Here is a 20412-nt window from a genome sequence, read left to right on the forward strand (position 1 = left end):
GCGGCCTACTTGGTGCCGTACTCTTCGGCGTGGCTCTTGCGCGCGTGGGTAGCGTGCTCGGCGGCGTGCTCAGTGTGGGCGGCGGCGGTGTGGGCGTGGTGCGCCGCCTTCTCGTGGCTGCCGGCTTCCTGGTGCTTGGCGGCTTCGGTGTGATGCTTGGCGGCCTCGGTATGGTGGGTGGCAGCCTTTTTGTGGCTTTCAGCAGCTTTCTTCGACATGGGTGGGGAATTAAAGCGCGCCGGAGTTGGCACGGGTGGGTTGGGCACGAGGGCTAGCGAGTTTGCGTCAGAAGCCAGCGCGCCGCGTCTTAATTAGCGCTGGGCGTAAAGTGCGAACCCGCTTGAAAACAGAGTAGAAATTAGTCAATATAATGCGTGTGAAGTAGTTATAGCTCAGAAAGGAGAGAAGTGGGTAAAAAGCAGCCCGCCACCCACCCGGGCGGCGCGGGGCGGGCTGCCCAGTCTTACAGTCCGTGGTCGGGCGAGATGAGCAGGTCGTTGTCCACGAAGCTGGCGCCGGCGTCGTAGGCCGCGTAGGTGGCCTGTTCGCGGTCGAGCCAGGTTTCGACGGTGCCCGTGAGCGTGGCGTGGCCTTTCTCTACCAGCACCTCTATCTCCTGATTATTGAGGCTAGCCGACCAGAAGTACCGGTTGCGGATGCGCTCGGCCAGGGCGAAGTCGGGTTGGGGCGGGCATAGTGGGCTTCCAGGCGGCGGTCTGGTAGGCGTTGAAATCGGGGCTGCCGGGCACGCTCACCCAGTTGTCCAGCTCTGCCACGCCATTCACGCCCGAGGCCACGGCCCCGGCCTGCTCCTGCTCAAAGTGCGTGCTCACCTGCCCATACAGCTGGGCCTTGCCGTTGCGCACGTACACGCTGAAGTCGCAGCCGCTCACGTAGGGTCGCGGGCCAGCGCCTCGCGGATGGTCTGGCCGATGTGCAGGTCGGGGATGAAGCGCTTGGTGCGTACTTTCAGCAGGTTATGTACGTCCCAGACGCCCACTACGTGGCGGGCGTCGCGCTCGGCATCCTGCTTGGCGCGCAGGTTGCTCACGACCCCGCTCAGCGTCACCACGCCGTTGTGCACCGCCACCAGCGGCTGGTACGAGAGCACGCGCGGGTCGAAGCGAAAGGCATCGACCACGGCCTGGGCAATGTCCTGGTCGGAGCGCGGGCTAGCTTGTCGCGCCGCAGCTCGTGGCCCAGCGCCCAGTAGGCCACCGCCAGGTCGCGGGCATCGACGCGCGCCGCGCCGGCCCGGTAAGCGGTGGCCTCCACGCGGTTTTTCTCGGCGGCGGTGCCCACCGTGCCGCTCAGGCGCACTACCCGGTCGGTGGTGCGCACTTGCACCAGGGCGCTGTTCACCCGAATGTCCCAGGCCAGCAGCTCACGGATTTGGGTGCTGATTTCTTCGTCCGAATTCTCGATTTTGCCCCAGCGGATAAGCAGGTCGTCGGCTCCAAGGCTACGCACGCCCTTCACGCCGCGCACCACGCGCAGCACCAGTTCCTTCTCGGCCCAGCTCTGGAGCGTGCCCGCTAGGGTAAGGTGGCCATCGGCGGCGGTGGCCTGCACGTTGTAGTCGCTGGTGGCGGGGTCGGCGGCCAGGGCGCTGGCTACGTGCGCTTGCAGCTCGTGGTCGGCCACGTCGGGCGTGCTGATAAGAATCTCATTCACCACGCCGCGCACGCCGCGCAGGGCCAGGGCAATTTCTTCGGCCCGCTCGCGCGAGAGCAGGTTGTCGGTAATGCCGGTCAGCAGCACAATGCCATCGTGGGTGGCTACGTCGATGAGGTGCGCAGCTACGCCTTTCTTGGTGGTAAAAAACAGCTCAATGGCGGTCGTAATGTCTGCATCGACCACGTGCTCAATGGTCTGTTCGAAGGTTTCGAGGGTTTGCATGGGTCACAAGGGCTAGGTTATTCCGGCTCCCGGTGAGCGCGAATTCACCCGTAAAAGTCGCCCCCTAGCCCCGCCGTAGTGCTGACAACAATTCCTTGAAAGTATGACGTTTGTCAGGTGGCCGGGGCAGGGCGCGCCCGGCTGAGGGCTAGCCCCCGGCCGGCCTCCGGCGCTAAAACAGGCCTTTGTCCAGTTCCAGGCGGGCTTCCTCTAAATCCAGCTCGTTTTCGAGCTTGCGCAAGAGGTCGTCGCTGGTGCGCTCCTTTTGCTGCAACTCCTGTAGTACGCCGCGTTCAAATTTAATAAGCTCTTCCTGAAGAAATTGCGACTTGGTAAAGGGTTTCTCGTGCAGGTCGTGGGGGGGCGCTCCTTCAGGGCGGCCGTCCAGCTGCGCAGCAGCGCCAGGCGCACGCCGTAGCTCAGCTTCATGCGTTGAAGCACGTCGGCGGGTACCCAGTGGGCGGTGGCGGGCGGTCAAGGTATTCGAGAATGCGCTCGGCCAGCTGCACGCGCACGTGCACCTCCTCGCGCCCGGCCAGCGGGTCGGGCCGGATGCCCAGCCAGTGAATGAGTGGCCCTAAACTCAGGCCCTGCAACACGAGCGTGCAGAAAATAACCACGAACGTGACCAACAAAATGACATCGCGGTGCGGGAATGGGCGCCGTGGCGCTGGCTAAGGGTAGGGCTAGCGCGGCGGCCAGCGACACCACCCCGCGCATGCCCGTCCAGGCCACCACGCTCACCAGGGCCAGCGGCGGCACCGGCTCCTCGGCCCGAATATCGTGGCTGAGCCAGCGCGGGCGTAGGCGCTGGGGTACCACCACAGCAGCCGGGCGGCCACCACCGTGCCGCTGATGAGCACGCCGTAGCCCAGCACCGCCCAAATAAAGCCGGGCCGGATGCCGTGCAGAATAGCCGGCAGCTCCAGGCCCATAAGACTAAAAACCAATCCATTGAGCAGCGAAACGGCCGACGTCCATACGGCATCGCTGCGCAGGCGCGCCTGCGAGCCGTAGATAACCCGCCGGCCCAGAAACAGCCCCACCGTGACCACCGCCAGCACCGCCGACACGTGCAGTTCCTCGGCCAGCAAAAAGGCGAGGTAGGGCGTCAAAAACGTGAGGCTGGTGCCCACTACCGGACTCTCGGTGAGGCGGTGCACGTGCAGGATAAGCCAGCCCACGGCCAGCCCGATGACCACGCCGGCCGTGGCCGTCCACACCAGCTGCAGGCTGGCTTCCCACAGCACAAAGTGGCCCGTGGCCACGGCGGCCAGCGCGTAGCGGTAGGCAATAAGGCCGGTGGCGTCGTTTACCAGGCTTTCGCCCTCGATAATGGCCGTGACGCGGCGCGGCAGCCCCAGCCCCTGCGTGATGGATGCCGCCGCCACGGCATCGGCGGGCTTACAATGGCCCCGAGCAAAAACGACGAGGGCCAGTCGAAGCCCGGCAGCAGCCAGTGGGTGGCCAGGGCCACCAGCAGCGTGGTGAAGAGCACGCACCCCAGCGCCAGTAGCCCGATGGGCCGCCGCGCCGCCTTAAAATCGGGCCACGAGGTGCTGCCCGCCGCCGCATACAGCAAGGGCGGCAAAAACAGGGTAAACACCAGGCTAGGGTCCAGCTCGAAGCGCGGCAGCCCCGGCATCAGTCCGAGTACAATGCCTGTGAGCATCAATAAGATGGGTAGGAGAGCCGCAGGCGCTCCGCTACTTCGGCCACGGCCGTGGCCACGGCCAGCAGGGCAATAAGCAGTTCGAGATTGTGCATCGGGCGGGCCGCCCGGCGGCTGGCTTAACGCAAAATGGGGTGGGGCGGGCAGCAGGCTAACCCTGATTTTTTCGGTGAGCACCCGGATAAAGGCCGCGTTCACGCCGTTGCTCGACACGTGGTGGCCGTTGACTAGGGTGCCCTTCACGTTGAACTTGAGGACGAAATGGCATACACCACTTCGGTCCCGGCCGGGTCGCCGGCCTCGCCGAAGTGGTGCTGACTGTCTACCACAAACTCGTCGGGCGTCAGCTGCAGGGCCGAGCGCTGGCCGGTCAGCAGGTGCTTGCGGAGGTCAAAATTCTCCGTGTAGCCCTCCTTTCTAAGCTTGGTGATGGTGGCCAGCAGCGCAGTCATAAAATCCATACCAAGCGCGGTTTAATAACAGAAAGGAAAGTCTGCTGCAAAAGTCCGCCTTTCGCCGCCGCGCGGCTATGACCAGCAGGCTGGGCGCAGTTGATTTTCATCAACTTGCCAAGGCAGGTACTGGTCTTGATTCGCGCACTACTAGGGCCGGTGGTGGGTTAGACATTAAGGGCCACCTACCTATTCCCGCCTGCGCAGCCACAGGCTACTGGCTAGCCAGGGCCAACGGCCAAACAGCGCTTGGCGCACTGCCTCGTCGCGCTGGTATACGTCGGCAAAAAAGCGTAGGTGGCCATTTTCGGCGGTGCAGGTGGCGTAGCGCACGTATAGGGCCAGGGCTGGGTCAGGCGCACATCGCGGGGCTGGGCTGGCGGGCGCACGCGTCGTCGCTGGCAGGTTCACGGGCTGGCCCGCGCGGCGCAGCAGGTAGGCGGCCAGCGCCAGGGGTGCTCTAGCCGGATGCAGCCGTGGCTGAGCGCCCGCATGGGCTGGGCAAACAGCTGGCGCTGCGGCGTGTCGTGCAGGTACACCGAGTAGGGATTATTAAACCGAAAAACGATGTTGCCTAGCGCGTTATCGCAGCACGTAGCCTGGCGAATGGTGTAGGGAAACTGCCGGGCCGTTACGTGCGCCCAGTTGATATGGGCCGGGTCGAGCAGCTCGCCCCGCTCGTCGTAGAGGGCGTAGTTGTGGCGGCCAGGTAGCCGGGGTCTTTCTGGAGGCGGGCAGCATTTCGCGCACGGCAATGGAGTGGGGCACGTGCCAGTCGGGGCCAGCGTGAAGTAGCGGATAGCGCTGCTCAGGGTAGGGTAGGCGTGGTGGGCTTGCCCACTACCACGCGGTAGCGGCGCAGCACCGAGTCGCGGGCTACCACGTGCAGCTCGTAGGCCGGAATGTTAATCAGCAAATAGTCAGCTGACTGCGTCACCATTTCCCAGCGCCAGCGCTCCAGATTGAGGGCGGCCAGCTCGTAGCGCGCCTGGTGCTGCCGGGCCGAATCGGGGACGAAGGCCAGGCTAGCCAGCGCGCCAGTGCCTGCTGCAGCTGGCGATACTCGCGGTTGGTGGGCTGGCCGGCCAGCATGGCGGCGGGCACGGTGCGGCTGGCCAGGGCCGCGCGCAGCGCGGCCGGCGGCGCGGCCAGAGCAGTTCTTTCGCGCCCCGAAGGTGTGTAGGCCCGCAGTCGGCCCCGGTCGAGGTCGCGCCGGAAAGTCAGCACCGCGTCGCTGAGGTACACCTCCAACTGCGCCTGCTGGCGGGCCCGCCGGGCCGGGAGGGCTAGCGAGGCAGGCTGCGCGAGCGAGTCGCGCAGCGCCCGCAGGCGGGCGTGGCCGTAGTCGGCCGGGCGCAGGCCGTACTCGGCGGCGCGGCCCAGCAGAGCCAGGGCCACCGTGGCGTTGGGGCTTATATCGGCGCTGTCGGCGGGCAGTGTCCAGGCCGGCGCGCTGGCCGGGCCGTAGAAGGCGCGCACCTCGGCCTCCGCCTGTAAGCGCGGGTGGGCGCGGCTGGTAGCGAGGGTATCGAGCAACGCCCGAATGAGCGGGCCACCGGCACTGCCAGGGCGGGGATTTGGGCGATGGTGCCGGCAGGCCAGCGGCGGCCACGTGCGTTGCGGGCGTCGGGCCGCACCCAGGGCTAGCCAGTAGCAGACAGGCACACAAACAACGCAAAGCAACAGTCATCAAGGAGATATTAATTAAAATTGAGGTTATGGCCTACAGCTCATGCGCGGCGGCGCGGCCCTGGTCCCAGGCATCGAGGCTGGCTACGGTGGCGTCGGCGATATTGGTGAGAGCTTCCCGCGTGAGGTAGGCCTGGTGCCCGGTCACCAGCACATTTTTGTAGGTGAGTAGCTGCGCAAACGTTTTATCGCTTAGTTGGTCGAGCGCGTGATTGGCAAAAAATAGCCCTTCCTCGGCCTCGTACACATCAATACCCAGGTAGCCGAGCTGGCCGCTGGCCAGCGCCCGCAAGGCTGCCGCGGTGTCGAGCACGCCGCCCCGACCGGTGTTCACGAGCAGTACGCCGCGCTTCATGCTGGCCAGCAGCTGGTCGTCAATCAGGTGATGGGTGCCCTCGGTGAGGGGGTGTGCACACTGATAACGTCGGCCTGGGCGCACAGCTCGGGCAGGCTCACGTAGCGCAGGCCTTCCTGCTGCCCGCGCTCCGCATCGGGCAGTACTTCGCAGCCCAGCACCTGGCAGCCAAAGCCGTGCAGAATGCGGGCCACCGCCGCCCCGATGCGCCCTACACCCACGATGCCCACCGTTTTGCCGTGCAGGTTGAAGCCCACCAGGTCGTCGAGACAGAAATCGTTGGCCCGCACCTGCAGGTCGGCCTGGCGCAGGTGGCGGCACAAGGCCAAGATAAGGGCTACCGCATATTCGGCGGTGGCGTGGGGCGAGTAGTCGGGCACGTTGGCCACGCGCAGGCCTAGCCGGTGGGCCGCCGCCAGGTCCACGTTATCGTGGCCCGTGGCGCGCAGCAGCAGGTAGTGCACGCCGTGCGCCCACAGCTGCGCCAGCAGTGGAGCCGATACTTTGTCGGTGGTGAACACGCTCACGGCCGCCGAGCCCTGCGCCAGCGGGCCGTGAGCGGGCCCAGCCCGGCCGCCAGCACGTGTAACTGATGCCGGTCGGCATTAGCCTGCTGCAAAAAACTGCGCTCAAACGATTGGGTGCTGAAAATGGTGGCATTCATGGCTTCATAGCGAAGGAAGAAATTGGCGGGCTGAAAATGCCCGGCTAGGCCTGCCGCAACTACCGCGTAAGATTCGTGAAAAGCCTGGGCTGGCCCCATGATATTAGTCAGGCAAAAACGTGATGTTTGGCAAGGCTAGCCCGAGGTGGCCCGCGTTACTTAGGGTTGGGTAGGCCGGGTGGGACTAGCCCCATTCGCCAATATCCTGCTGATTATAAATATTTTATTCACACTAATTTCCTGCGCCATGCCCTTCGTTTCGTTTAAGAATGAGCACAATTCGCCGCATCTCAACGTGGACCACATTGTGCGCCTGGAGTTGGTGACGGTGCCCAGCAACCTGCCGGCGGTGAACATCTTCACCACGCGGCCCGAAGCCGACCTCACGGTCGAGTTTGCCACGCCGGCCGAAGCGCAGGACCTTATCGAATCCATCATAGCGTATAGCACCAAGAGCCCGGCGGCACCCTTCGAGCTGCTGTCCCCGGCCGGGGCCAAACCCAAGCTGCTGGCCTTCGCCCGGTTTGAAGCTGGCAAGCCGTATGAGCCGGGCGAGGTGGTACTTGGGATTGAGTGCTTCTACTTGGTTGATTTTCGACAGCTGGTTTCGGTTGTACTTAGCCACTTAATTGGTGGGCAGCACCAGCACGGGCACAGCGCTGAGGCGCAGCACCTGGGCCGTGACGCTGCGGTGAAACAGCCCGCTTAAGAACGAGTGCGGCCGGGCTAGCAATACAATCAGCTGGGTGTGCAGCTCGCTGGCTGCCAGCAAAATACCGTTCGCTGCAGTTTCTTCGCGCACTTCATAAAGGCTACTGCTGGTGATGGTGCCAAACAGCCCGGTGCGCCGTACCGACTCCAGGGCCACGTCGGCGTGCGAGGGTCCGTGTGCCTGGCTAGCCACGTGCACCACTGAGGTGGTGGGCTGCAGGGCCAGCAGCAGGTTGCCCAAGGCCAGCGAGGGCGGCGTAAGCGAGAACGAATAGCCATCGGCGGCCACCATGATGCGGTGCGGCAGCTCGGTTTCGGCGCAGCCTTCGGGCACCACCAGCAGCGGGTAGCGGCCGTGCGCAGCACCGACACCGTGCGGTGCGGAATAAGCCAGCCCAAATTCAGCGGGGCGTGCGGCTGCTCGCGGCCTAGCGCCAGCAGCAGCGGCTGGTGGCGCTGCACGGCCCCGCGCACGGCCATAGTCAAGGTGTCAAGTGACAATTCGGCATCGGCGGGCACGGCGAGCATTTCGGCTTGCAGACACAGGTCGGCGCGCAGTTGGCGGCGGCTGGCCAGCTGGCCAGCCGTGGTGGCTAGCACGGCCTCGGGCTGTATTAAAGCATTCACGTTCAGGTACACGTGCAGGAGTACCAGGCGGCCTTGCAGGTGCGCCGCCAGGCGAGTGGTATAAGTCAGGGCCGACTCGGCCGCCCCCGACAGGTCGGTGAGCACTACAAAAGCTGGTTTCATGGCTAAAAAGGTGGCGGCACCCGGCCGCAACCGCCGCCGGGCGCGGACCACAGGCAGCCCGCAGCCATAAAAGTCGGCTTGGCCGTACGCCCGCGAAATGACGAATGAGAGCGCACCACTTGATTTATGGCAGCCGTGTGGGGGCGTGGCCGCTACCAGGGCGCGTGGCGCAGCTTCTCGGGCTCCAGCAGCCGCACGGCTTTTGGGGTCAGCTCCAGCAGGCCGTCCTGCCGAAACTCGCTGAGTGTGCGTGTCAGCGATTCGGGAGTCGTGCCCACCAGGGCGGCCAGGTCTTCGCGCGCCACCTGAATAGCCGTGGTGGGCAGGCCGCCGGCTTGCTCGTGCAGGTGCAGCAGCACATCGGCCACGCGCCGCCGGATGGAATGGTAGGCCATGTGCAGCAGCTGCTGCTCGCGCGCACTCACCCGCCCCGCCAGCAGGCGCATAAACTGCGGGCCCACCTCGGCGTGGTGCAGCAGCAGCGTAAAATCATCCTGCGAGATATACACCAGCTCCGCATCGTCGAGGGCCACGGCCGAGTCGCGGTGGGGCGTGTGCTCGAGCAGGGCAGGTAGCCGAAGAACTCGCCGGGGCCGTAGAGGCAAGTAATCAGCTCTTTGCCGGCGGCGGTGGCCTTCACCGTTTTCACCCGCCCGCTTTGCACGAAGTAGGCGCGCGTGGCTTCGTCGCCCTCCAGGTACACATCCTGTTTTTTGCGCACGGGGTGGGCTTTGCGGTCGCCAGCCAGGTGGTCGAGCCGGGCGGTGGCGCGGGCATCGGCCAAAAACTCACCTAGCCCGCCGGTGGCCGCCAGGTCGTGGTCAGACTGCAAGTGGCGGAAGCGGGCCAGCCGCCCCGCAATGGCGCCTAGCAGCTCGGCCTCGGCCAGGGCCTGGTGAGGTAGTCGTCGGCCCCCAGCGCCATGGCCCGCCGCTGGTCGGCAGGGTCAGCTTGGGCAGTGAGGAAGATGAAGGGCACCCCGGCCAGGCGCGGGTGCTGGGTGAAGTGCGCCAGCACGCCGTAGCCGTCGAGCACCGGCAGCAGCACGTTGCAGAGCACCAAATCGGGCGGGTGGGCCAGGGCCAGCGCCAGGCCCACCTGGCCGTTGGGGCGGCGTGCACGCCATAGCCCGCCCGCTCCAGCAGCTCGGCGGTCGCTTCCCGCATGCCGGCGTCGTCCTCCATCAGTAATATCGTTTTCATTGGAAAACAAGGAAGTAGCGGCCGGCCCGCTGGGTAGCATGAGCAGGCCAATGCTGGCCTGGTATCGCTGAATAGCCAGCAGGGCGCCGCCCCGGCCAGGGTTACGGCTAGGGGGTAACCTTCACGATAGGGGTGCCGCCCGGCTTCTGGTCCCGAAGAATTCAGGTTCCGTTCTCTGCACAATATCCTCGCCGCTGCGCCTGGGCGCGGCGCGCGGCCGGGGCCTGCCCGGCTAGCATAGGTAGCTTGCGCCGCCTACTTCTCATTTAAGGTACTGGCTTTCTGACAAGAAACAATAAAATTTCTCTCGACAGGCCGTTGGTGGCGCCCGGCCCCAGGGCCAGCGGGGTCATAAGCAGCTCGCTAGGGGCCGATTGTAGTTTGGCTGCCCTAGTACTCGGCCAGCAGCTCGTCGGGGTAGCACCAGGCCCAGCGCTCGCCCGGCTGCGCCGACGTGATAACGGGGTGTCGCGTGGCGTGGAAGTGCTTGGTAGCGTGCTTGTTCAGCGAGTCGTCGCAGCAGCCCACGTGGCCGCACTGCTGGCAGATGCGCAGGTGTACCCAATCGTCGCCCAAGGCCACGCACTCGGGGCATACGTGCTGGGTATCGTGCTTCAGATGAGCGATATCAAGGGCGGTGAGGTGGGCGCAGAGAACAGCCATAAGCGGTAAGCAGGGCAGGAGTGAGCCAGCGAAGCTACGGGAAATTACCTGGCCGGGAAGCAGGCTAGCCGCGCCACGTTGCGCCGGCTGCTGGTATAAGCAAACGCAGGCGTATGGGGTGATTTTTATCATAGTTTGGCCTGGGTGCGGCGGCTACCTTGCAGCATGCTCCTTCGGCTGCCGGGCGAGCTAGCGGCCTTACTCTCTACATCTTCTGGCTATGAAAACGCTTTGGCTCCTGCTGGTGAGCGGGCTGCTACTGGCTCCTGGCCCGGCGAACGGGCAGCCAGCTGCCCCCGCCGGGCCGCGCCCGGTGGGCACCGGATACCCGCTCGACCTGCTGGTAATCACCCACGTGAACCTCATTGACCCGAGCACCGCCGAAGTGGTGCGCGATTGCATGGTGGTAGTGCGCGACGGACTTATCGTGTCAGTGGGCAAGTGGGTGCCGGCCGGGCGGGCCGTGCCGCGCCTGAATGGCCAGGGACTCTACCTGGTGCCCGGCCTCTGGGATGGCCGCGCCAACGCGCTGGCTACGGCCGCCGCCGAGCGCGTGGCGCTGCCGCTGTACCTGGCCAGTGGCATCACCAGCATCCGCGAGATGCCTAGCCAGCGCCCGCCGGGTGAGGTAACGGCTACCAGCCAGTTAGTTACGAGCGGGGCCTGCGCCGGGCCGCGCCTGATGCTAGCCGGCCCGCTGCTAGCCGGCCCGCTAGCCTCCGCCGGCACCCGCGCCGAAGGGCGGGCGCAAGCCACTGCCCGGCTGGCCGGGGCCGGCGGGCAGCGCCCGCTGGTGGGGGCACTGCTGCCGCGCGAGGCCTACCTGGGGGTGGCTGCCGCCGTGGCTGCGGCCCAACTGCCGCTCGGGGCCACGTGCCCGAGAGCGTGACCCTAGCCGAGGCGCTGGCGGCCGGCCAGGTCGGGTTTGAGGACCTGGACAAGCTGCTGCTGGCCTGCTCGCCCCACGAAGCTCAGCTGGTGGCCGCCCGCGCCGCCTGCCTGGCCGGCCCCCAGCCCACCGCCCGGCTAGCGGCCTGCATTAGCGGGCAGCAGGCCCTCATTGCCGCGTCGTTTAGCCCGGCTCGTTGCGTTGCCCTGGCCGAGGCGCTGGCCCGGGCGCACGCCTATGTGGTGCCCGCGCTGGCGGCCCACGCGGCGACCCTCGCCGCTACCTGGGCGCTGCCCGACTCGCTGCGCTGCCTGGCGCCCGCCGGGCTGCGGCAGCAGTGGACCGAAGCGGCCGGGCGCCAGCAGCGCGCGTCGGCGGCCGGCAGAGCTAGCCGGCCGGCCCTCGACTCGGTGCGTGGCCGGCTGCTGGCCGAGCTGCTGCGGCAGCGCGTAACTATCGTGGCGGGCTCCGACGCGGGCGCGGCCACTCCGGGCCTGCTTTACGGCACCGGCCTTGTGACGGAACTGGAGCTGCTGGTGGCCGCCGGCCTCACACCGGCCCAGGCTCTGCGCGCCGCCACCGTAGCCCCGGCCATGATAACGGGGCACTACTCGGACCTGGGCCGCATTGAGCCCGGCTACCGGGCCGATATGGTGCTGCTGGCCGCCAACCCCCTCACCGACATCCGCCACTTGCGCCAGGTAGCGTCGGTACTGCAGGGCGGCTACCTCCTGGACCGGGGCGCGCTGGCGGCGCTGGTAGCCCAGGCCACCCAAGCTGCCCGGGCCGGGGCCTTGCCGCCCACGGCGGCGGTGCGCAAAGTAGCCCGGCGGCCGCCAGTGCCTAGCCCAGCGGCAAGCAAGTAATTGATTGATAAATAATTATAAATATTAAAATTTACTTAACCTAAACGCTTTAATCTCCTTGCCATGATGCCCTCGCTTGTTGTGCTGACCGATTTTTTTGCCGTCTCCAACCATGCCCTTTCGTATGCGGCGGGACTAGCCTTGCCGCTGCACGCCCAATTGACGCTGCTGCACATCCCGCAGCCAGAACTGCTGGCGCCTTCCGCCTACGAGCCGGCGGGCAGCTATCAGGCCCCGCCCAATCGGCGCCAAACCTCCTATGCCCTGCAGCTACTGGCGGCCGGCCCGCCCGTGCTCATCGACGGGGCCGCGCCCGAAGATGACCTGCCCGATAGCCTCACCAGCGCCATTCACGCCGCTAGCCCCTTGCTGCTGGTGCTGGGCCAGCCCGGCTCGACCGCACTGCCAGCCGAACTAATGACGACCATGGCCATGACCCTGCTGCATCGGGTAGCCTACCCCTTGCTGCTGGTGCCGCTACGGGGCCTCGATGCTTTTCCGCCCCGCCGCCTGCTGCTGGCCATCGATGGACTGCCCTTCCGCCTCAGGCCGCACCAGGATGTGCTGCGCCGGCTGCTGCAAGCCACCCAGGGTACGCTCGACGTGGTGCACATCACCGACGATGCGCACGCCGCCACCGATGCCGAGCACCTGCTGGCTACCCTGCGCGCCAGCGACCTGGTGCCGGACTTGCCCCCACGCCGGCTGCACCAGGTGTACCAGCCGGCGGTAACGGCCGGCGTGCTGGCCGAAGCCGCCCGCCTGCACGCCGATATGCTGGTGCTGCTGGCCCGCCCCCACAGCCTGCTCGGCAACTTGTTTCACCACAGCGCAACGGTCCGGCTGCTGCGCGATAGCCCCATTCCGGTGCTCGTGCTGCCGGTGCAGGAGTAGCGGGCGCAGCCTGCCTTAGCCACCCGCTGCGTGCCAAAAAGGCCCTGACTACCCAGGGCCGTTTTGGCACGCGGGTAAACCAGCTTGAGAATTGCCCGACTACCCGGCGCGGGCCCGCGGCCGGCTTTTTATAGCTCACTAAATACTCTTTGTCCATGCCGCTCACCCTCGTTGTTTTCGCTAGCTTTTACCCGGCCGCCCGCCACGCCGTGCACTACGCCGATGCCGTGGCCCAGGCCCTGCACGGGCGCCTGGTGCTGCTGCACGTCAACCGGGCGTCGTTGTTTGACCCCTACGAATTTATCGCGGCCGGCTACCAGCGCCAGGAGCTGGAGCGCCAGGCCGGCACCGGGGCCGCGCTCAGCCAGCTGGCCACCGGGCTCCACAGCCCCACCACCGTCGAAATCGCTACCGACCTGCTGCCCGTTGTGGCCGAGGATATAGCCAGCCGGCACCGCCCGGCGCTGTTTGTGCTCAGCCAGCCCGACCCGGCCTACCCCGCCACGGCCAGCATGGCCAGCGCCTGCGCCGAGCTGCTGCGGGCCGGCAACTACCCCTTGCTGGTGCTGCCGCCCGCCGCCCCGGCAGGCCAGGCGCCCCGCCGCATTTTGCTGGCGGCCGACCGCGAGCCCTTTGTGCCCGGCCCCGAAGCTGGGTTTTTGCGCGAGTTGTGCGCGCTGCCCGGCACCGAGGTGGTGGTGGCTCACATATCAAGTGGCATAGAGGACGATGAAGGCTGTGCGCTGGCCCTGCGCGCCGTGCAGGCCAGCGGCCTGCTGGCGGGCCTGCCCCCGCCCGAGCTGCGCGGCTACGAGCACGCCGACTTCGGCGCCGGCCTGCTGGCTGCCGTGGCCGACACCCAGGCCGACCTGGTGGTGGTGCTGGCCCGCCAACGCAGCTACTGGGGTGGCCTGTTTCACCGCAGCGTAACCGGCCAGCTGCTCACGCACAGCCCGGTGCCAGTGCTGGTGCTACCCGTGGCCGTGGCGGGCACCGCGCCCACTGCCCCGCCCTCCCGCCGCGTGGCCAGCGTGGCCCACTGGGCCAACACGATGCTAGCCGGCCTGGCGCCCGCCGCCTGAGCGGCTAGCCCCCTTTCGCTTATTTTTCTTCTAAAGCCCCTGCCGCATGGATGCCATGACAACCCTTTCGCAAACCCTCACTGCGCTCAAAAAAGAGGGCTACACCGAAGATTTTAACCTGAAGCAGAACTACCTCGAAGGCCGCAATTTTGCCATTCGGGTCTTTGCCGATGATTTTGTGGTGGACAAGCACTTTCGCTTCGAAGGTGATTCCAGCCCCGACGACGAGGCCGTGGTCTATGCCATTTCCTCGGTCAAATACCAGGTTAAGGGCACCCTGGTGAACGGCTACGGCCTGTATAGTGATAGCGTGGCCAATGAGCTTGTTAAGGCCCTGCACGCCAAAGTCAGCCCTGCATACAGTGCCAAATGAAGCCGCCCGCCCGGTGCGGCCCGCACGCCGGGCGGCAGGGCGCTAGGCCTCGACGGGCCGCACGAGCACCGGGATGGGGCTTACGCGCAGCACCTGGGCCGTGACGCTGCGGTGACACAAGCTGCCGAACAGGGTGTGCGGCCGGGCCACTAGTACCAGTATTGAGGTGGTCGGGTGCAAATGGACAGTGAGCTAAGGTAGGTTGAAAAGGTAATGGAGTTCAATTTCGAGCAGGGTACAGTAGCTCAGGGCGGAGTGCAGGCGCTGCGTGTTGTAGTAGTGGTCGAGGTACTCGGCCAGTTCAAGCCGGGCCTCCTCTAGATTGGCAAAGCAAGCTCCGCGGGGCAGTAGCTCGGTTTTGAGCGTGCTCCAGCCGCTCTCGGCCAGGGCATTATCGTAGGGGTTACCGGGCCGGCTTAGGCTGGCCTTCTCCAAGGGCCGGCTTTTTGCAAACTAGGTAGTTATTCAACGTCGTGCGTAAAACGGATAACTCAGCAGTACCTGCCCATTTTTTAGAAACTCCAGCGGGATACCGCCCTCGTCCAGCATAGTTTCATACAGTACACCGGTCGGGTCGGTATCAATTGCCTGCTCAGTGGCATTTAGGTCTACTAGCAGCGACCCGATGCGCAACTGGTCCGCCCCATCCGCATTTACAGAAATAGTAACGTAGCCGTTGGGCTTAATTCTGGCATCTAAGGTGTTGAGGCTAATGCTAGTCTGCACCGCCGGGGGCTAGCCTGTACCGTAGCCCCCGGTAGCTCAAAGCCTGGCGTGGCCGCCTCCACGATATACACCCCGTCCTGGCTGAGCTGCGTGAGTGAGTTAAACGCGCTGGCCGGCTTGAATACCTGATAGCCACTGCCCGCGGCATTGAAGCCATAAATGGCCCGCACGTTGTTTTTCCACGGCGCCGAGGCCAGCGCTAGCGCCGCCCCGTTAAAAATGAAGCCCATCAGGCTCTTATTAATCGTACTCATTGGCGTAAAAAAGTAGAAGTGAAAAAAGAAGGCCGGCCCCGGCAGCGCGCCAGGGCCGGCCCAGTTGTTTTTCCTAAGCCGCCAGGCTTAGAAATTCACCGCCGCCGCAAAGCTGCCCGCATGGGCTACCCCGGCGTGGGTGAAGCTGAACGGCTTCCCGTTGTAGCGGTCCAGGTACGCCACCGAGGCCACTTGCGTACCCCCGATAGCGATATCCATCGAAGCCGGAGCCGAGCCCCGCTAGCCAGCGCAGTGAAGCTGAGCCGGTCGCCCGCACTAGCCGCCAGCGTTACGCCGCCGCCTTCCCCACTCGGGCCGCTCAGCGAGGTATCAAAATTCTGCCCGGTGCCCAGGCCGCCCGTACCAGCGCCCGTGCCGCTGCCGGGGGTGGCCGGCGCCAGCACCAGCTCCCCAAACAGCGCTTCCAGGGCCAGCGCCGCGCCGCCGTTGCCGTCGGCCGTTGCGTTGAACAGCTGCACTTCCTCGCCCGGCGTGCTGGCGCCCATCGTGCCAGTAAGTGTGCCCGCCAGGCCCGCCGTGCGCAGCGCATGCACCAGCAGCGTTTCCGTCGAGAGGTCCACGCCGTAGAGCAGGTTGAGGCGGTCGAGCCGCGCCTTGGCGTCGGTTGCGCCGGCTAGCGCGCCCACGAGCGCCGTGGCATACTTGCGCACCTTCGCATCGTAGCGGGCGCGCAGCTTCAGCGCCGTTTTCGTGCGCTTGTTCGCTTGTTTCTGGAAAAGAGATTTAGAAGCCATTATGCTAAAAAGTAGCGTTTTAAAGAAGGGAAAATAGAAACGGCCGGCCCCGGTAGGGAGCCGGCCGCCTCAGGTGTGCAGGCCCTGGCTTTAGCCCACAAACTCAATTGCCAGCGGGTTGCTCGCGTTGTTGTTCAGCGGGTAGAGCTTGCCGTTGAGCTGCTGGTAGAAGTTGATGCCCACGGCCCCGATTACCACGTCATCGGCCCCGGGCGCCGCCGGCAGGCTAGCCACAACCGAGCGGGCCGCCGCCGCCGAGTTCAGGGCGATAGCGCCCAGCGGCGCGGCTACGTTAGCCACCGCGTAAGTGCCCGTCTCGAAGTTGAGCGCGGCCACCCCAAGCACCACCTCGAAGTGGGTAGCGCCCTGCGGGGCTACGATGTCGGTCTGCGGGTTCAGGCTGGCCAGGCTCAGCGTTACGTCGGCGCCGTTCTGGGCAATGCCGTAGGGCGCGTGCAGCGACTGCCCGATAGACGCGCCAGCGTTGAAGTTGAAGCCCAGCAGCTCGGTCAGGGCATTGTCCTTGTCCACTACCCGCTCGCCGCGGTCGTTGGCATCGTCCATGCCGATGATATAGCGCATCTTCTGCGTTGCCCGCGCTACCAGCGTGCTGTCGCTGGCCGAGAGCAGGAGGCCGCGCAGCGACTCGCGCAGCAGCTTGCCGGCCTTGGCGGCGCGGCCAAACTCGCTGCCGTTCTCGCGGGTGCGCTGCATCGTGGCCGAGGTGGCGTACATCGCCTTGTTGCTCTGCGGCTTCAGGCGCACCTGGCCGGTTTTGGATACCGTGACATTACCCACGGTGCCCGAAAATTGGATTGCTCCAGTAAGCTGACCCATAAAATAGAAAATAAGAAGGTTGAAAAATGTACTCTCGCTGTGTTGCGCTAACGGCTTTGCTACCAGGTACAGCCCCCCAGGTAGCGCCGTTTAATGGCTGAATTGAAAGAGCGCCACAGCTTGGGCGGCACCGGTGCCTCGGTGCCGCACTTCCACAGGCCCCGCCCGGTCCGCTGTGCCTCGGTTTGCTGGCTAGCCCGCGCCGCTACTACATGGCTAGGGTCAAACGCCCAGGCCCAGCCCCGCACCACCAGCACGCTGTCCAGCGCCACGGCCGCTGGCGCGGGCCACGGGCTAGCCACCGGCACCCGCAGCACGCCCAGCGTGCGCCCGTACAGGTCCACCCCCTGCCGCTGCAAACGCACCAGCCGCCCACTCAGGTAGGCCCGCACCGAGTTGGTCGCCTGGTGCCCGAAGGGCTGGCTGGCTTCCGGCGCATCCACGCCCAGCAGCCGTACCCGCACCACTTGCCCGCCCGTCAGCACTTCGTAGGTGTCGCCGTCGAGGACGCGCACCACCCGCCCCAGCTCCCAGGCCGGCCCCGTCAGCGCCAGCGTGCGCAGCAGGGGAGGAGGGCCGGCCGGTGCCAGCAGCGCCCGGTCCACGCGCCGGCCGCAGCTGCCGGGGGCTAGCCCCAGCGCCACCATGCCCACCCCCGAAGCCGCTACCGTGATTTTCAGCAGCCCCCTCCAATAGTCGCTCAGTCGTATCATGCCGGCAAACCTACCGGTATCTAGGCTGCGCTGTATATTCGCTTACCCAACTATACCCCGAAGTAACCAAGTTTCATGCCCCAGGTCGTCATCTACCCCAAAGAGGCCGCCACGCTCACCGGCAACAGCTACGAGGCCGGCAAGCGCCTGCTCCAACGCATCCGCACCCGGCTGGGTAAAGACGCCCGCGCCTACGTAAGCCTCGGCGAGTTCTGCCAGTATACCGGCCTGCCCGAGCGCGAGGTGAGCGCCGCCCTGAACGAGCGCTAAGCCTAGCCTGAACCCAGGCAAAGCCCACCCAAAAGGCATGCATAAGGCACCTACATCCCCCGCCGTTGATTAGAAATCCCAACGGCGGGGAGTTATAGTGCTACCGGAGGACCGCTACGCTGCCCCCAACTCGACGGCACAGACTGTACTTGGATTTGCCACTGGGCCGCTGGTGGGCAGTCCTTCCCATACGCGCCGCATAGTTTGGTGCTGAAAGTCCTCCACCACCTTCGCGTAAATTAGCGTCGTTTGAATCTTCGCGTGGCCCAGTACTTTTTGCAGCACTTCCGCCGGCATTCCACGCATCAGGCTCTGCGTAGCGAAGGTGTGCCGGGCCGTGTGCATGGTCACCAACTCCCACTTTGGCACTGCCCGCTTCAGTAGCTTGCCCGCTATCGTTTCCACGACCTCTACCGGCCGCTCCACGCCGGCTAGCCGGGCAATGCGTTTCAGGTAGCGATTCATCACGGCGTTGGCCATCACGGGCAATAGTTGAGCCCGCGTATCAGTGTATCGGGCTAGTAGCGCCAGCGCCGGGGGCGTCAGGTAGATGCTCACGCCTGTGCGCGTCTTCGTTTGCGTGAGCCGCAACACCTTTGCCCCGTCCCACTCGTGTAGATTACCCGCGTGCAGGTCGTGCAGGTCCGAGTAGCGCAGGCCGGTATAACAGCAAAATACGAAGGCATCCCGCACCAGCGCCAAGTTGTTGGGCAGTAAGGTCCGGGCCATTTGGTCCAGCTCATCGGCCGTCAGCCAGCACTTTTCTACGTCTTCCCACTCTACCGCCAGCTTGGCTGGGTCTACACTTAGTGTCTGTTTCCGGTCGTCTCGTGCCCAGGCCAGAAACGGCTTCAGGTGCTTGACGATACCCGCAATCGTATTCTGACCGTGCTCTTTCTCCGCACGCAGCCAGCCTAGCAGACTATCGTGCGCGGTGGCGTCATAGCCGGCCGCTGTCATTCCACCCGGTACCGTAGCCACCCATTCTGTTACGGCATTGCGTGTGGTCTTATAGCCTTTTACCGTATTGGCTCGAAAGCCGCGCGCCACTAGTACGCCTAAGTATTCGTCCAGCAACTCGACTAGCCCCGGTGCGGGGGCAACTGGTGCATTGGCGGTAGCCATTGCTGCTTTTAACGCCGCCACCGTGGGCAACACACCTTGGGCGCGTAGGTCGCTGTAGGCATCCTCCAGCTTATTGCGTAGTGCTTTCAGGCGCAGCGTCGCATTGTCCAGGTCGGCAAACGACTTGCGGAACCAGCTCTGTTTGTCATTCCAATCCGCTGCTATGCAGCGCTCCCCAGTAGCTAGCCGCAGCCGTTGCCCGTCAAAGGTAGCCCGCAAGTGGATAACACACCGTCCCTGGGTGTCTGGCCGGTCCGACCGGCGCTCAAAATGAATGTTCATGAAAAGATGAGAAGTGAGGTGGCGTGTGGGGGCGCATTGGGGGCAGGGTGGGGGCAGAATTGGGAGCAATCTTCCCGCCACAAAGCGCACGGCTCACGCCGCACACCGCACGAAAAAAGCCCCGAAAAACCGTTAAATCAGTGATTTACGGCTTTTCGGGGGCTTAACCTTTCCCTCCCATCTTAGAGGGTCGTACCCAGAGCCGGGATGTGACTACCACACCCAATGCATTATTATTATGCTATAAATTAAGGATTTACAAGTTAAAAATATAATCTAGTCTTAGAGGTGGGGGCAATTTTGGGAGCAGCTTCCCTAAGCTGCCCCCACCCGCTGTTTCAAGGTCAGGCTAAGGCGTGAGGGGCGTAGCGTCATTACTGCTATCAGCTAAATGCCGGCGCACCTCCCCCTTATCCAAGCCCAGCTGGCCGACAATCTCCCACAGCCGCTCCACCGTCATATCAGGCGTGCTGGGGATGTAGCTGGAGAGGTAGCCGCGCACTTCCCACAATTCGGTGATGGCCTCCACTGGCAGCGTATAGGGTTTTACGCTGTAATTATCCGCGTGCAGCTCAAGCAGGCCGCCAAAATCCGTAATGCGCTGGTAGATGCGTTTGAGCAGCACACTCTGCACCGTGCATACCACGTAAATAGCGCCCGGAGTAAGTAAGTCCCAGCGCTCAACCGCCGAGCCGATAACGACATCCCGGTGGTTCAGCGTCGGCTCCATACTGTCCCCGCTCACCTCGAACGCGCGGTAGGTGCCCTGCTCAAAGCCCGGTATCCGGTAATGTCCCAGCTGTTGCAGATATACCGCTTCGTTATGCTGACGGGCATACCCCGCCTGGGCCACAACGGGCACCAGCGACGTGTTTTCGTTTCCGTTCGGGTCTACCGTTACTACGAGTACCCGCTCAACTCCCGTGCTGCCAGCCAGCGGCTGCCCCGCCGCTGGTTTCGCTGCTGGCCCGGCGGTAGGGGTGCCCCGTAGCATCGGCCCGCGCCCCATGAGCAGCCATTCGGCCGACAGGTCGGGCCACTTGTCCAGCATATCGGTCAGCGTCGAGTAGTTCGGTGCCGCTACCCCCTGCAGGATGCTATACAGCTTGCTGGGTACACTATATCCTAGCGCTTTTGCTGCGCTGCTGGCATTCAACCCCTTTTCCTCGAATAATTGCCGCACTCTACCGGCTATATCCAGAAAATTTTTAGCTTCATTTTCAGATATTTTCATTCTAAGTTCATGCTAAACACCTTTTCGGGTAATATTTACTTAAAAAAGAAAGTAA

At 64.8% G+C, this 20412-nt stretch carries 31 protein-coding genes and 3 pseudogenes; 7 read left to right on the forward strand and 27 right to left on the reverse strand.

The genetic code is table 11. The features are described 5' to 3' along the window. Positions 1 to 5: 5 nt before the first annotated feature. From GKZ68_RS00100 to GKZ68_RS21625, 14 genes and pseudogenes are all read right to left on the reverse strand, one after another. Entirely contained in the window at positions 6 to 218 is a 213-nt protein-coding gene (locus GKZ68_RS00100) for a hypothetical protein (RefSeq protein WP_173109618.1), read from the reverse strand. Positions 219 to 463: 245 nt separating this feature from the next. Continuing rightward, positions 464 to 733 (reverse strand): BON domain-containing protein, encoded by a 270-nt coding sequence (locus tag GKZ68_RS22535; protein ID WP_173118064.1) that lies wholly within the window; start codon positions 731 to 733, stop codon positions 464 to 466. Beyond that, complete coding sequence (locus GKZ68_RS00110) at positions 630 to 893, reverse strand: BON domain-containing protein (RefSeq protein ID WP_173109620.1); 264 nt, start codon at positions 891 to 893, stop codon at positions 630 to 632. The genes GKZ68_RS22535 and GKZ68_RS00110 overlap by 104 nt, the downstream gene beginning before the upstream one ends. After that, positions 890 to 1141: a BON domain-containing protein gene (locus tag GKZ68_RS00115; RefSeq protein WP_173109622.1), complete on the reverse strand. Its 252-nt coding sequence runs from the start codon at positions 1139 to 1141 to the stop codon at positions 890 to 892. Before GKZ68_RS00115 ends, GKZ68_RS00110 begins: the two co-directional genes overlap by 4 nt. Then, positions 1066 to 1899: a BON domain-containing protein gene (locus tag GKZ68_RS00120; protein ID WP_173109623.1), complete on the reverse strand. Its 834-nt coding sequence runs from the start codon at positions 1897 to 1899 to the stop codon at positions 1066 to 1068. The genes GKZ68_RS00115 and GKZ68_RS00120 overlap by 76 nt, the downstream gene beginning before the upstream one ends. Before the next feature lie 172 nt (positions 1900 to 2071). Beyond that, on the reverse strand, positions 2072 to 2377 hold the full coding sequence (locus GKZ68_RS00125; protein ID WP_173109625.1) for a hypothetical protein: 306 nt from the start codon (positions 2375 to 2377) through the stop codon (positions 2072 to 2074). Next, positions 2325 to 2519 carry a hypothetical protein gene (locus GKZ68_RS00130; RefSeq protein ID WP_173109627.1) on the reverse strand — a complete coding sequence of 65 codons (195 nt, stop codon included), beginning with the start codon at positions 2517 to 2519 and terminating at the stop codon, positions 2325 to 2327. The genes GKZ68_RS00125 and GKZ68_RS00130 overlap by 53 nt, the downstream gene beginning before the upstream one ends. A 120-nt stretch (positions 2520 to 2639) precedes the next feature. Next, positions 2640 to 3571 (reverse strand): annotated as a pseudogene (locus GKZ68_RS00135) (cation:proton antiporter). A gap of 239 nt (positions 3572 to 3810) precedes the next feature. After that, entirely contained in the window at positions 3811 to 4023 is a 213-nt protein-coding gene (locus tag GKZ68_RS00145) for a hypothetical protein (protein WP_173109632.1), read from the reverse strand. A 189-nt stretch (positions 4024 to 4212) separates the two neighbouring features. Then, on the reverse strand, positions 4213 to 4356 hold the full coding sequence (locus GKZ68_RS00150; protein ID WP_173109634.1) for a hypothetical protein: 144 nt from the start codon (positions 4354 to 4356) through the stop codon (positions 4213 to 4215). Between the two features lie 74 nt (positions 4357 to 4430). Beyond that, on the reverse strand, positions 4431 to 4835 hold the full coding sequence (locus GKZ68_RS00155) for a L,D-transpeptidase family protein (RefSeq protein WP_173118066.1): 405 nt from the start codon (positions 4833 to 4835) through the stop codon (positions 4431 to 4433). Positions 4836 to 4956: 121 nt separating this feature from the next. Next, positions 4957 to 5688 carry a hypothetical protein gene (locus GKZ68_RS00160; RefSeq protein ID WP_173109636.1) on the reverse strand — a complete coding sequence of 244 codons (732 nt, stop codon included), beginning with the start codon at positions 5686 to 5688 and terminating at the stop codon, positions 4957 to 4959. A 58-nt stretch (positions 5689 to 5746) separates the two neighbouring features. Beyond that, positions 5747 to 6594: pseudogene (locus GKZ68_RS22540) on the reverse strand (NAD(P)-dependent oxidoreductase). Then, positions 6591 to 6731, reverse strand: a complete 141-nt coding sequence (locus GKZ68_RS21625) for a hypothetical protein (protein WP_217275287.1) — start codon at positions 6729 to 6731, stop codon at positions 6591 to 6593. The pseudogene GKZ68_RS22540 and the gene GKZ68_RS21625 overlap by 4 nt, the downstream one beginning before the upstream one ends. 247 nt (positions 6732 to 6978) lie before the next feature. Here GKZ68_RS21625 and GKZ68_RS00170 point away from each other — a divergent pair, with 247 nt between their 5' ends. Then, positions 6979 to 7440, forward strand: coding sequence for a hypothetical protein (locus GKZ68_RS00170; RefSeq protein ID WP_173109638.1), 462 nt, complete (start codon positions 6979 to 6981; stop codon positions 7438 to 7440). On the opposite strand, the gene GKZ68_RS00175 is transcribed toward GKZ68_RS00170, so the two are convergent. The 5 genes and pseudogenes from GKZ68_RS00175 to GKZ68_RS00185 form a co-directional block, all read right to left on the reverse strand. Then, complete coding sequence (locus tag GKZ68_RS00175) at positions 7357 to 7779, reverse strand: universal stress protein (RefSeq protein ID WP_173109640.1); 423 nt, start codon at positions 7777 to 7779, stop codon at positions 7357 to 7359. The genes GKZ68_RS00170 and GKZ68_RS00175 overlap by 84 nt on opposite strands. A gap of 565 nt (positions 7780 to 8344) precedes the next feature. After that, a complete protein-coding gene (locus tag GKZ68_RS22545) occupies positions 8345 to 8797 on the reverse strand; it encodes a Crp/Fnr family transcriptional regulator (RefSeq protein ID WP_367949190.1) in 453 nt (150 codons plus the stop codon). Between the two features lie 2 nt (positions 8798 to 8799). Further along, positions 8800 to 8913, reverse strand: a pseudogene (locus GKZ68_RS22550) (transcriptional regulator); the annotation flags it as partial. 146 nt (positions 8914 to 9059) lie between these two features. Then, positions 9060 to 9290, reverse strand: coding sequence for a two-component system response regulator (locus tag GKZ68_RS22555; protein ID WP_367949191.1), 231 nt, complete (start codon positions 9288 to 9290; stop codon positions 9060 to 9062). Between the two features lie 494 nt (positions 9291 to 9784). Beyond that, positions 9785 to 10057: a UBP-type zinc finger domain-containing protein gene (locus tag GKZ68_RS00185; RefSeq protein WP_173109642.1), complete on the reverse strand. Its 273-nt coding sequence runs from the start codon at positions 10055 to 10057 to the stop codon at positions 9785 to 9787. Positions 10058 to 10277: 220 nt separating this feature from the next. On the opposite strand from GKZ68_RS00185, the gene GKZ68_RS00190 reads away from it, so the two are divergent. The 5 genes from GKZ68_RS00190 to GKZ68_RS00210 all read left to right on the forward strand — a co-directional run bounded on the left by GKZ68_RS00190 (position 10278) and on the right by GKZ68_RS00210 (position 14161). Beyond that, positions 10278 to 10946: a hypothetical protein gene (locus tag GKZ68_RS00190; protein ID WP_173109644.1), complete on the forward strand. Its 669-nt coding sequence runs from the start codon at positions 10278 to 10280 to the stop codon at positions 10944 to 10946. Continuing rightward, complete coding sequence (locus GKZ68_RS00195; RefSeq protein ID WP_173109646.1) at positions 10931 to 11812, forward strand: amidohydrolase family protein; 882 nt, start codon at positions 10931 to 10933, stop codon at positions 11810 to 11812. The genes GKZ68_RS00190 and GKZ68_RS00195 overlap by 16 nt, the downstream gene beginning before the upstream one ends. 63 nt (positions 11813 to 11875) lie before the next feature. Beyond that, positions 11876 to 12706, forward strand: a complete 831-nt coding sequence (locus GKZ68_RS00200; RefSeq protein WP_173109648.1) for a universal stress protein — start codon at positions 11876 to 11878, stop codon at positions 12704 to 12706. A 155-nt stretch (positions 12707 to 12861) separates the two neighbouring features. After that, a complete protein-coding gene (locus GKZ68_RS00205; RefSeq protein ID WP_173109650.1) occupies positions 12862 to 13788 on the forward strand; it encodes a universal stress protein in 927 nt (308 codons plus the stop codon). 55 nt (positions 13789 to 13843) lie between these two features. Further along, entirely contained in the window at positions 13844 to 14161 is a 318-nt protein-coding gene (locus GKZ68_RS00210; RefSeq protein WP_217275288.1) for a phosphoribosylpyrophosphate synthetase, read from the forward strand. Between the two features lie 42 nt (positions 14162 to 14203). Here the strand turns inward: GKZ68_RS00210 and GKZ68_RS00215 are convergent, their stop codons facing one another. The 6 genes from GKZ68_RS00215 to GKZ68_RS00240 all read right to left on the reverse strand — a co-directional run bounded on the left by GKZ68_RS00215 (position 14204) and on the right by GKZ68_RS00240 (position 17446). Next, complete coding sequence (locus tag GKZ68_RS00215; RefSeq protein ID WP_173109654.1) at positions 14204 to 14341, reverse strand: hypothetical protein; 138 nt, start codon at positions 14339 to 14341, stop codon at positions 14204 to 14206. 12 nt (positions 14342 to 14353) lie between these two features. After that, positions 14354 to 14596 (reverse strand): integrase core domain-containing protein, encoded by a 243-nt coding sequence (locus tag GKZ68_RS00220; protein WP_173109656.1) that lies wholly within the window; start codon positions 14594 to 14596, stop codon positions 14354 to 14356. A gap of 260 nt (positions 14597 to 14856) precedes the next feature. Beyond that, the gene (locus GKZ68_RS00225) at positions 14857 to 15141 is read right to left on the reverse strand and encodes a hypothetical protein (protein WP_173109658.1); all 285 of its coding nucleotides are present in this window, start codon (positions 15139 to 15141) and stop codon (positions 14857 to 14859) included. Positions 15142 to 15266: 125 nt separating this feature from the next. Beyond that, the gene (locus tag GKZ68_RS00230; protein ID WP_173109660.1) at positions 15267 to 15896 is read right to left on the reverse strand and encodes a hypothetical protein; all 630 of its coding nucleotides are present in this window, start codon (positions 15894 to 15896) and stop codon (positions 15267 to 15269) included. Between the two features lie 90 nt (positions 15897 to 15986). After that, a complete protein-coding gene (locus GKZ68_RS00235) occupies positions 15987 to 16733 on the reverse strand; it encodes a hypothetical protein (protein WP_173109662.1) in 747 nt (248 codons plus the stop codon). A 59-nt stretch (positions 16734 to 16792) separates the two neighbouring features. Next, positions 16793 to 17446: a thermonuclease family protein gene (locus GKZ68_RS00240; protein ID WP_254244096.1), complete on the reverse strand. Its 654-nt coding sequence runs from the start codon at positions 17444 to 17446 to the stop codon at positions 16793 to 16795. 75 nt (positions 17447 to 17521) lie between these two features. Here GKZ68_RS00240 and GKZ68_RS00245 point away from each other — a divergent pair, with 75 nt between their 5' ends. Further along, positions 17522 to 17716: a hypothetical protein gene (locus GKZ68_RS00245; protein WP_173109664.1), complete on the forward strand. Its 195-nt coding sequence runs from the start codon at positions 17522 to 17524 to the stop codon at positions 17714 to 17716. Positions 17717 to 17830: 114 nt separating this feature from the next. Here the strand turns inward: GKZ68_RS00245 and GKZ68_RS00250 are convergent, their stop codons facing one another. Both GKZ68_RS00250 and GKZ68_RS00255 read right to left on the reverse strand, forming a co-directional pair. Beyond that, on the reverse strand, positions 17831 to 19123 hold the full coding sequence (locus tag GKZ68_RS00250) for a site-specific integrase (protein WP_173109666.1): 1293 nt from the start codon (positions 19121 to 19123) through the stop codon (positions 17831 to 17833). Positions 19124 to 19472: 349 nt separating this feature from the next. Beyond that, positions 19473 to 20357, reverse strand: a complete 885-nt coding sequence (locus GKZ68_RS00255; protein ID WP_254244097.1) for a helix-turn-helix transcriptional regulator — start codon at positions 20355 to 20357, stop codon at positions 19473 to 19475. Positions 20358 to 20412: the final 55 nt, after the last annotated feature.

This window comes from Hymenobacter sp. BRD128, assembly GCF_013256625.1.
Lineage (GTDB): Bacteria > Bacteroidota > Bacteroidia > Cytophagales > Hymenobacteraceae > Hymenobacter.

What these genes read in the sequence shown, in the direction of transcription:
- GKZ68_RS00230 (WP_173109660.1), bottom strand. Translation starts at nt 15,896, where the DNA reads ATGGCTTCTAAATCTCTTTTCCAGAAACAAGCGAACAAGCGCACGAAA.
- GKZ68_RS00210 (WP_217275288.1), top strand. Translation starts at nt 13,844, where the DNA reads ATGACAACCCTTTCGCAAACCCTCACTGCGCTCAAAAAAGAGGGCTAC.
- GKZ68_RS00145 (WP_173109632.1), bottom strand. Translation starts at nt 4,023, where the DNA reads ATGACTGCGCTGCTGGCCACCATCACCAAGCTTAGAAAGGAGGGCTAC.
- GKZ68_RS00190 (WP_173109644.1), top strand. Translation starts at nt 10,278, where the DNA reads ATGAAAACGCTTTGGCTCCTGCTGGTGAGCGGGCTGCTACTGGCTCCT.
- GKZ68_RS00255 (WP_254244097.1), bottom strand. Translation starts at nt 20,357, where the DNA reads ATGAAAATATCTGAAAATGAAGCTAAAAATTTTCTGGATATAGCCGGT.
- GKZ68_RS00225 (WP_173109658.1), bottom strand. Translation starts at nt 15,141, where the DNA reads ATGAGTACGATTAATAAGAGCCTGATGGGCTTCATTTTTAACGGGGCG.
- GKZ68_RS00240 (WP_254244096.1), bottom strand. Translation starts at nt 17,446, where the DNA reads ATGATACGACTGAGCGACTATTGGAGGGGGCTGCTGAAAATCACGGTA.
- GKZ68_RS21625 (WP_217275287.1), bottom strand. Translation starts at nt 6,731, where the DNA reads ATGAATGCCACCATTTTCAGCACCCAATCGTTTGAGCGCAGTTTTTTG.
- GKZ68_RS00245 (WP_173109664.1), top strand. Translation starts at nt 17,522, where the DNA reads ATGCCCCAGGTCGTCATCTACCCCAAAGAGGCCGCCACGCTCACCGGC.
- GKZ68_RS00100 (WP_173109618.1), bottom strand. Translation starts at nt 218, where the DNA reads ATGTCGAAGAAAGCTGCTGAAAGCCACAAAAAGGCTGCCACCCACCAT.
- GKZ68_RS00235 (WP_173109662.1), bottom strand. Translation starts at nt 16,733, where the DNA reads ATGGGTCAGCTTACTGGAGCAATCCAATTTTCGGGCACCGTGGGTAAT.
- GKZ68_RS00250 (WP_173109666.1), bottom strand. Translation starts at nt 19,123, where the DNA reads ATGAACATTCATTTTGAGCGCCGGTCGGACCGGCCAGACACCCAGGGA.
- GKZ68_RS00200 (WP_173109648.1), top strand. Translation starts at nt 11,876, where the DNA reads ATGATGCCCTCGCTTGTTGTGCTGACCGATTTTTTTGCCGTCTCCAAC.
- GKZ68_RS00170 (WP_173109638.1), top strand. Translation starts at nt 6,979, where the DNA reads ATGCCCTTCGTTTCGTTTAAGAATGAGCACAATTCGCCGCATCTCAAC.
- GKZ68_RS00185 (WP_173109642.1), bottom strand. Translation starts at nt 10,057, where the DNA reads ATGGCTGTTCTCTGCGCCCACCTCACCGCCCTTGATATCGCTCATCTG.
- GKZ68_RS00205 (WP_173109650.1), top strand. Translation starts at nt 12,862, where the DNA reads ATGCCGCTCACCCTCGTTGTTTTCGCTAGCTTTTACCCGGCCGCCCGC.
- GKZ68_RS00120 (WP_173109623.1), bottom strand. Translation starts at nt 1,899, where the DNA reads ATGCAAACCCTCGAAACCTTCGAACAGACCATTGAGCACGTGGTCGAT.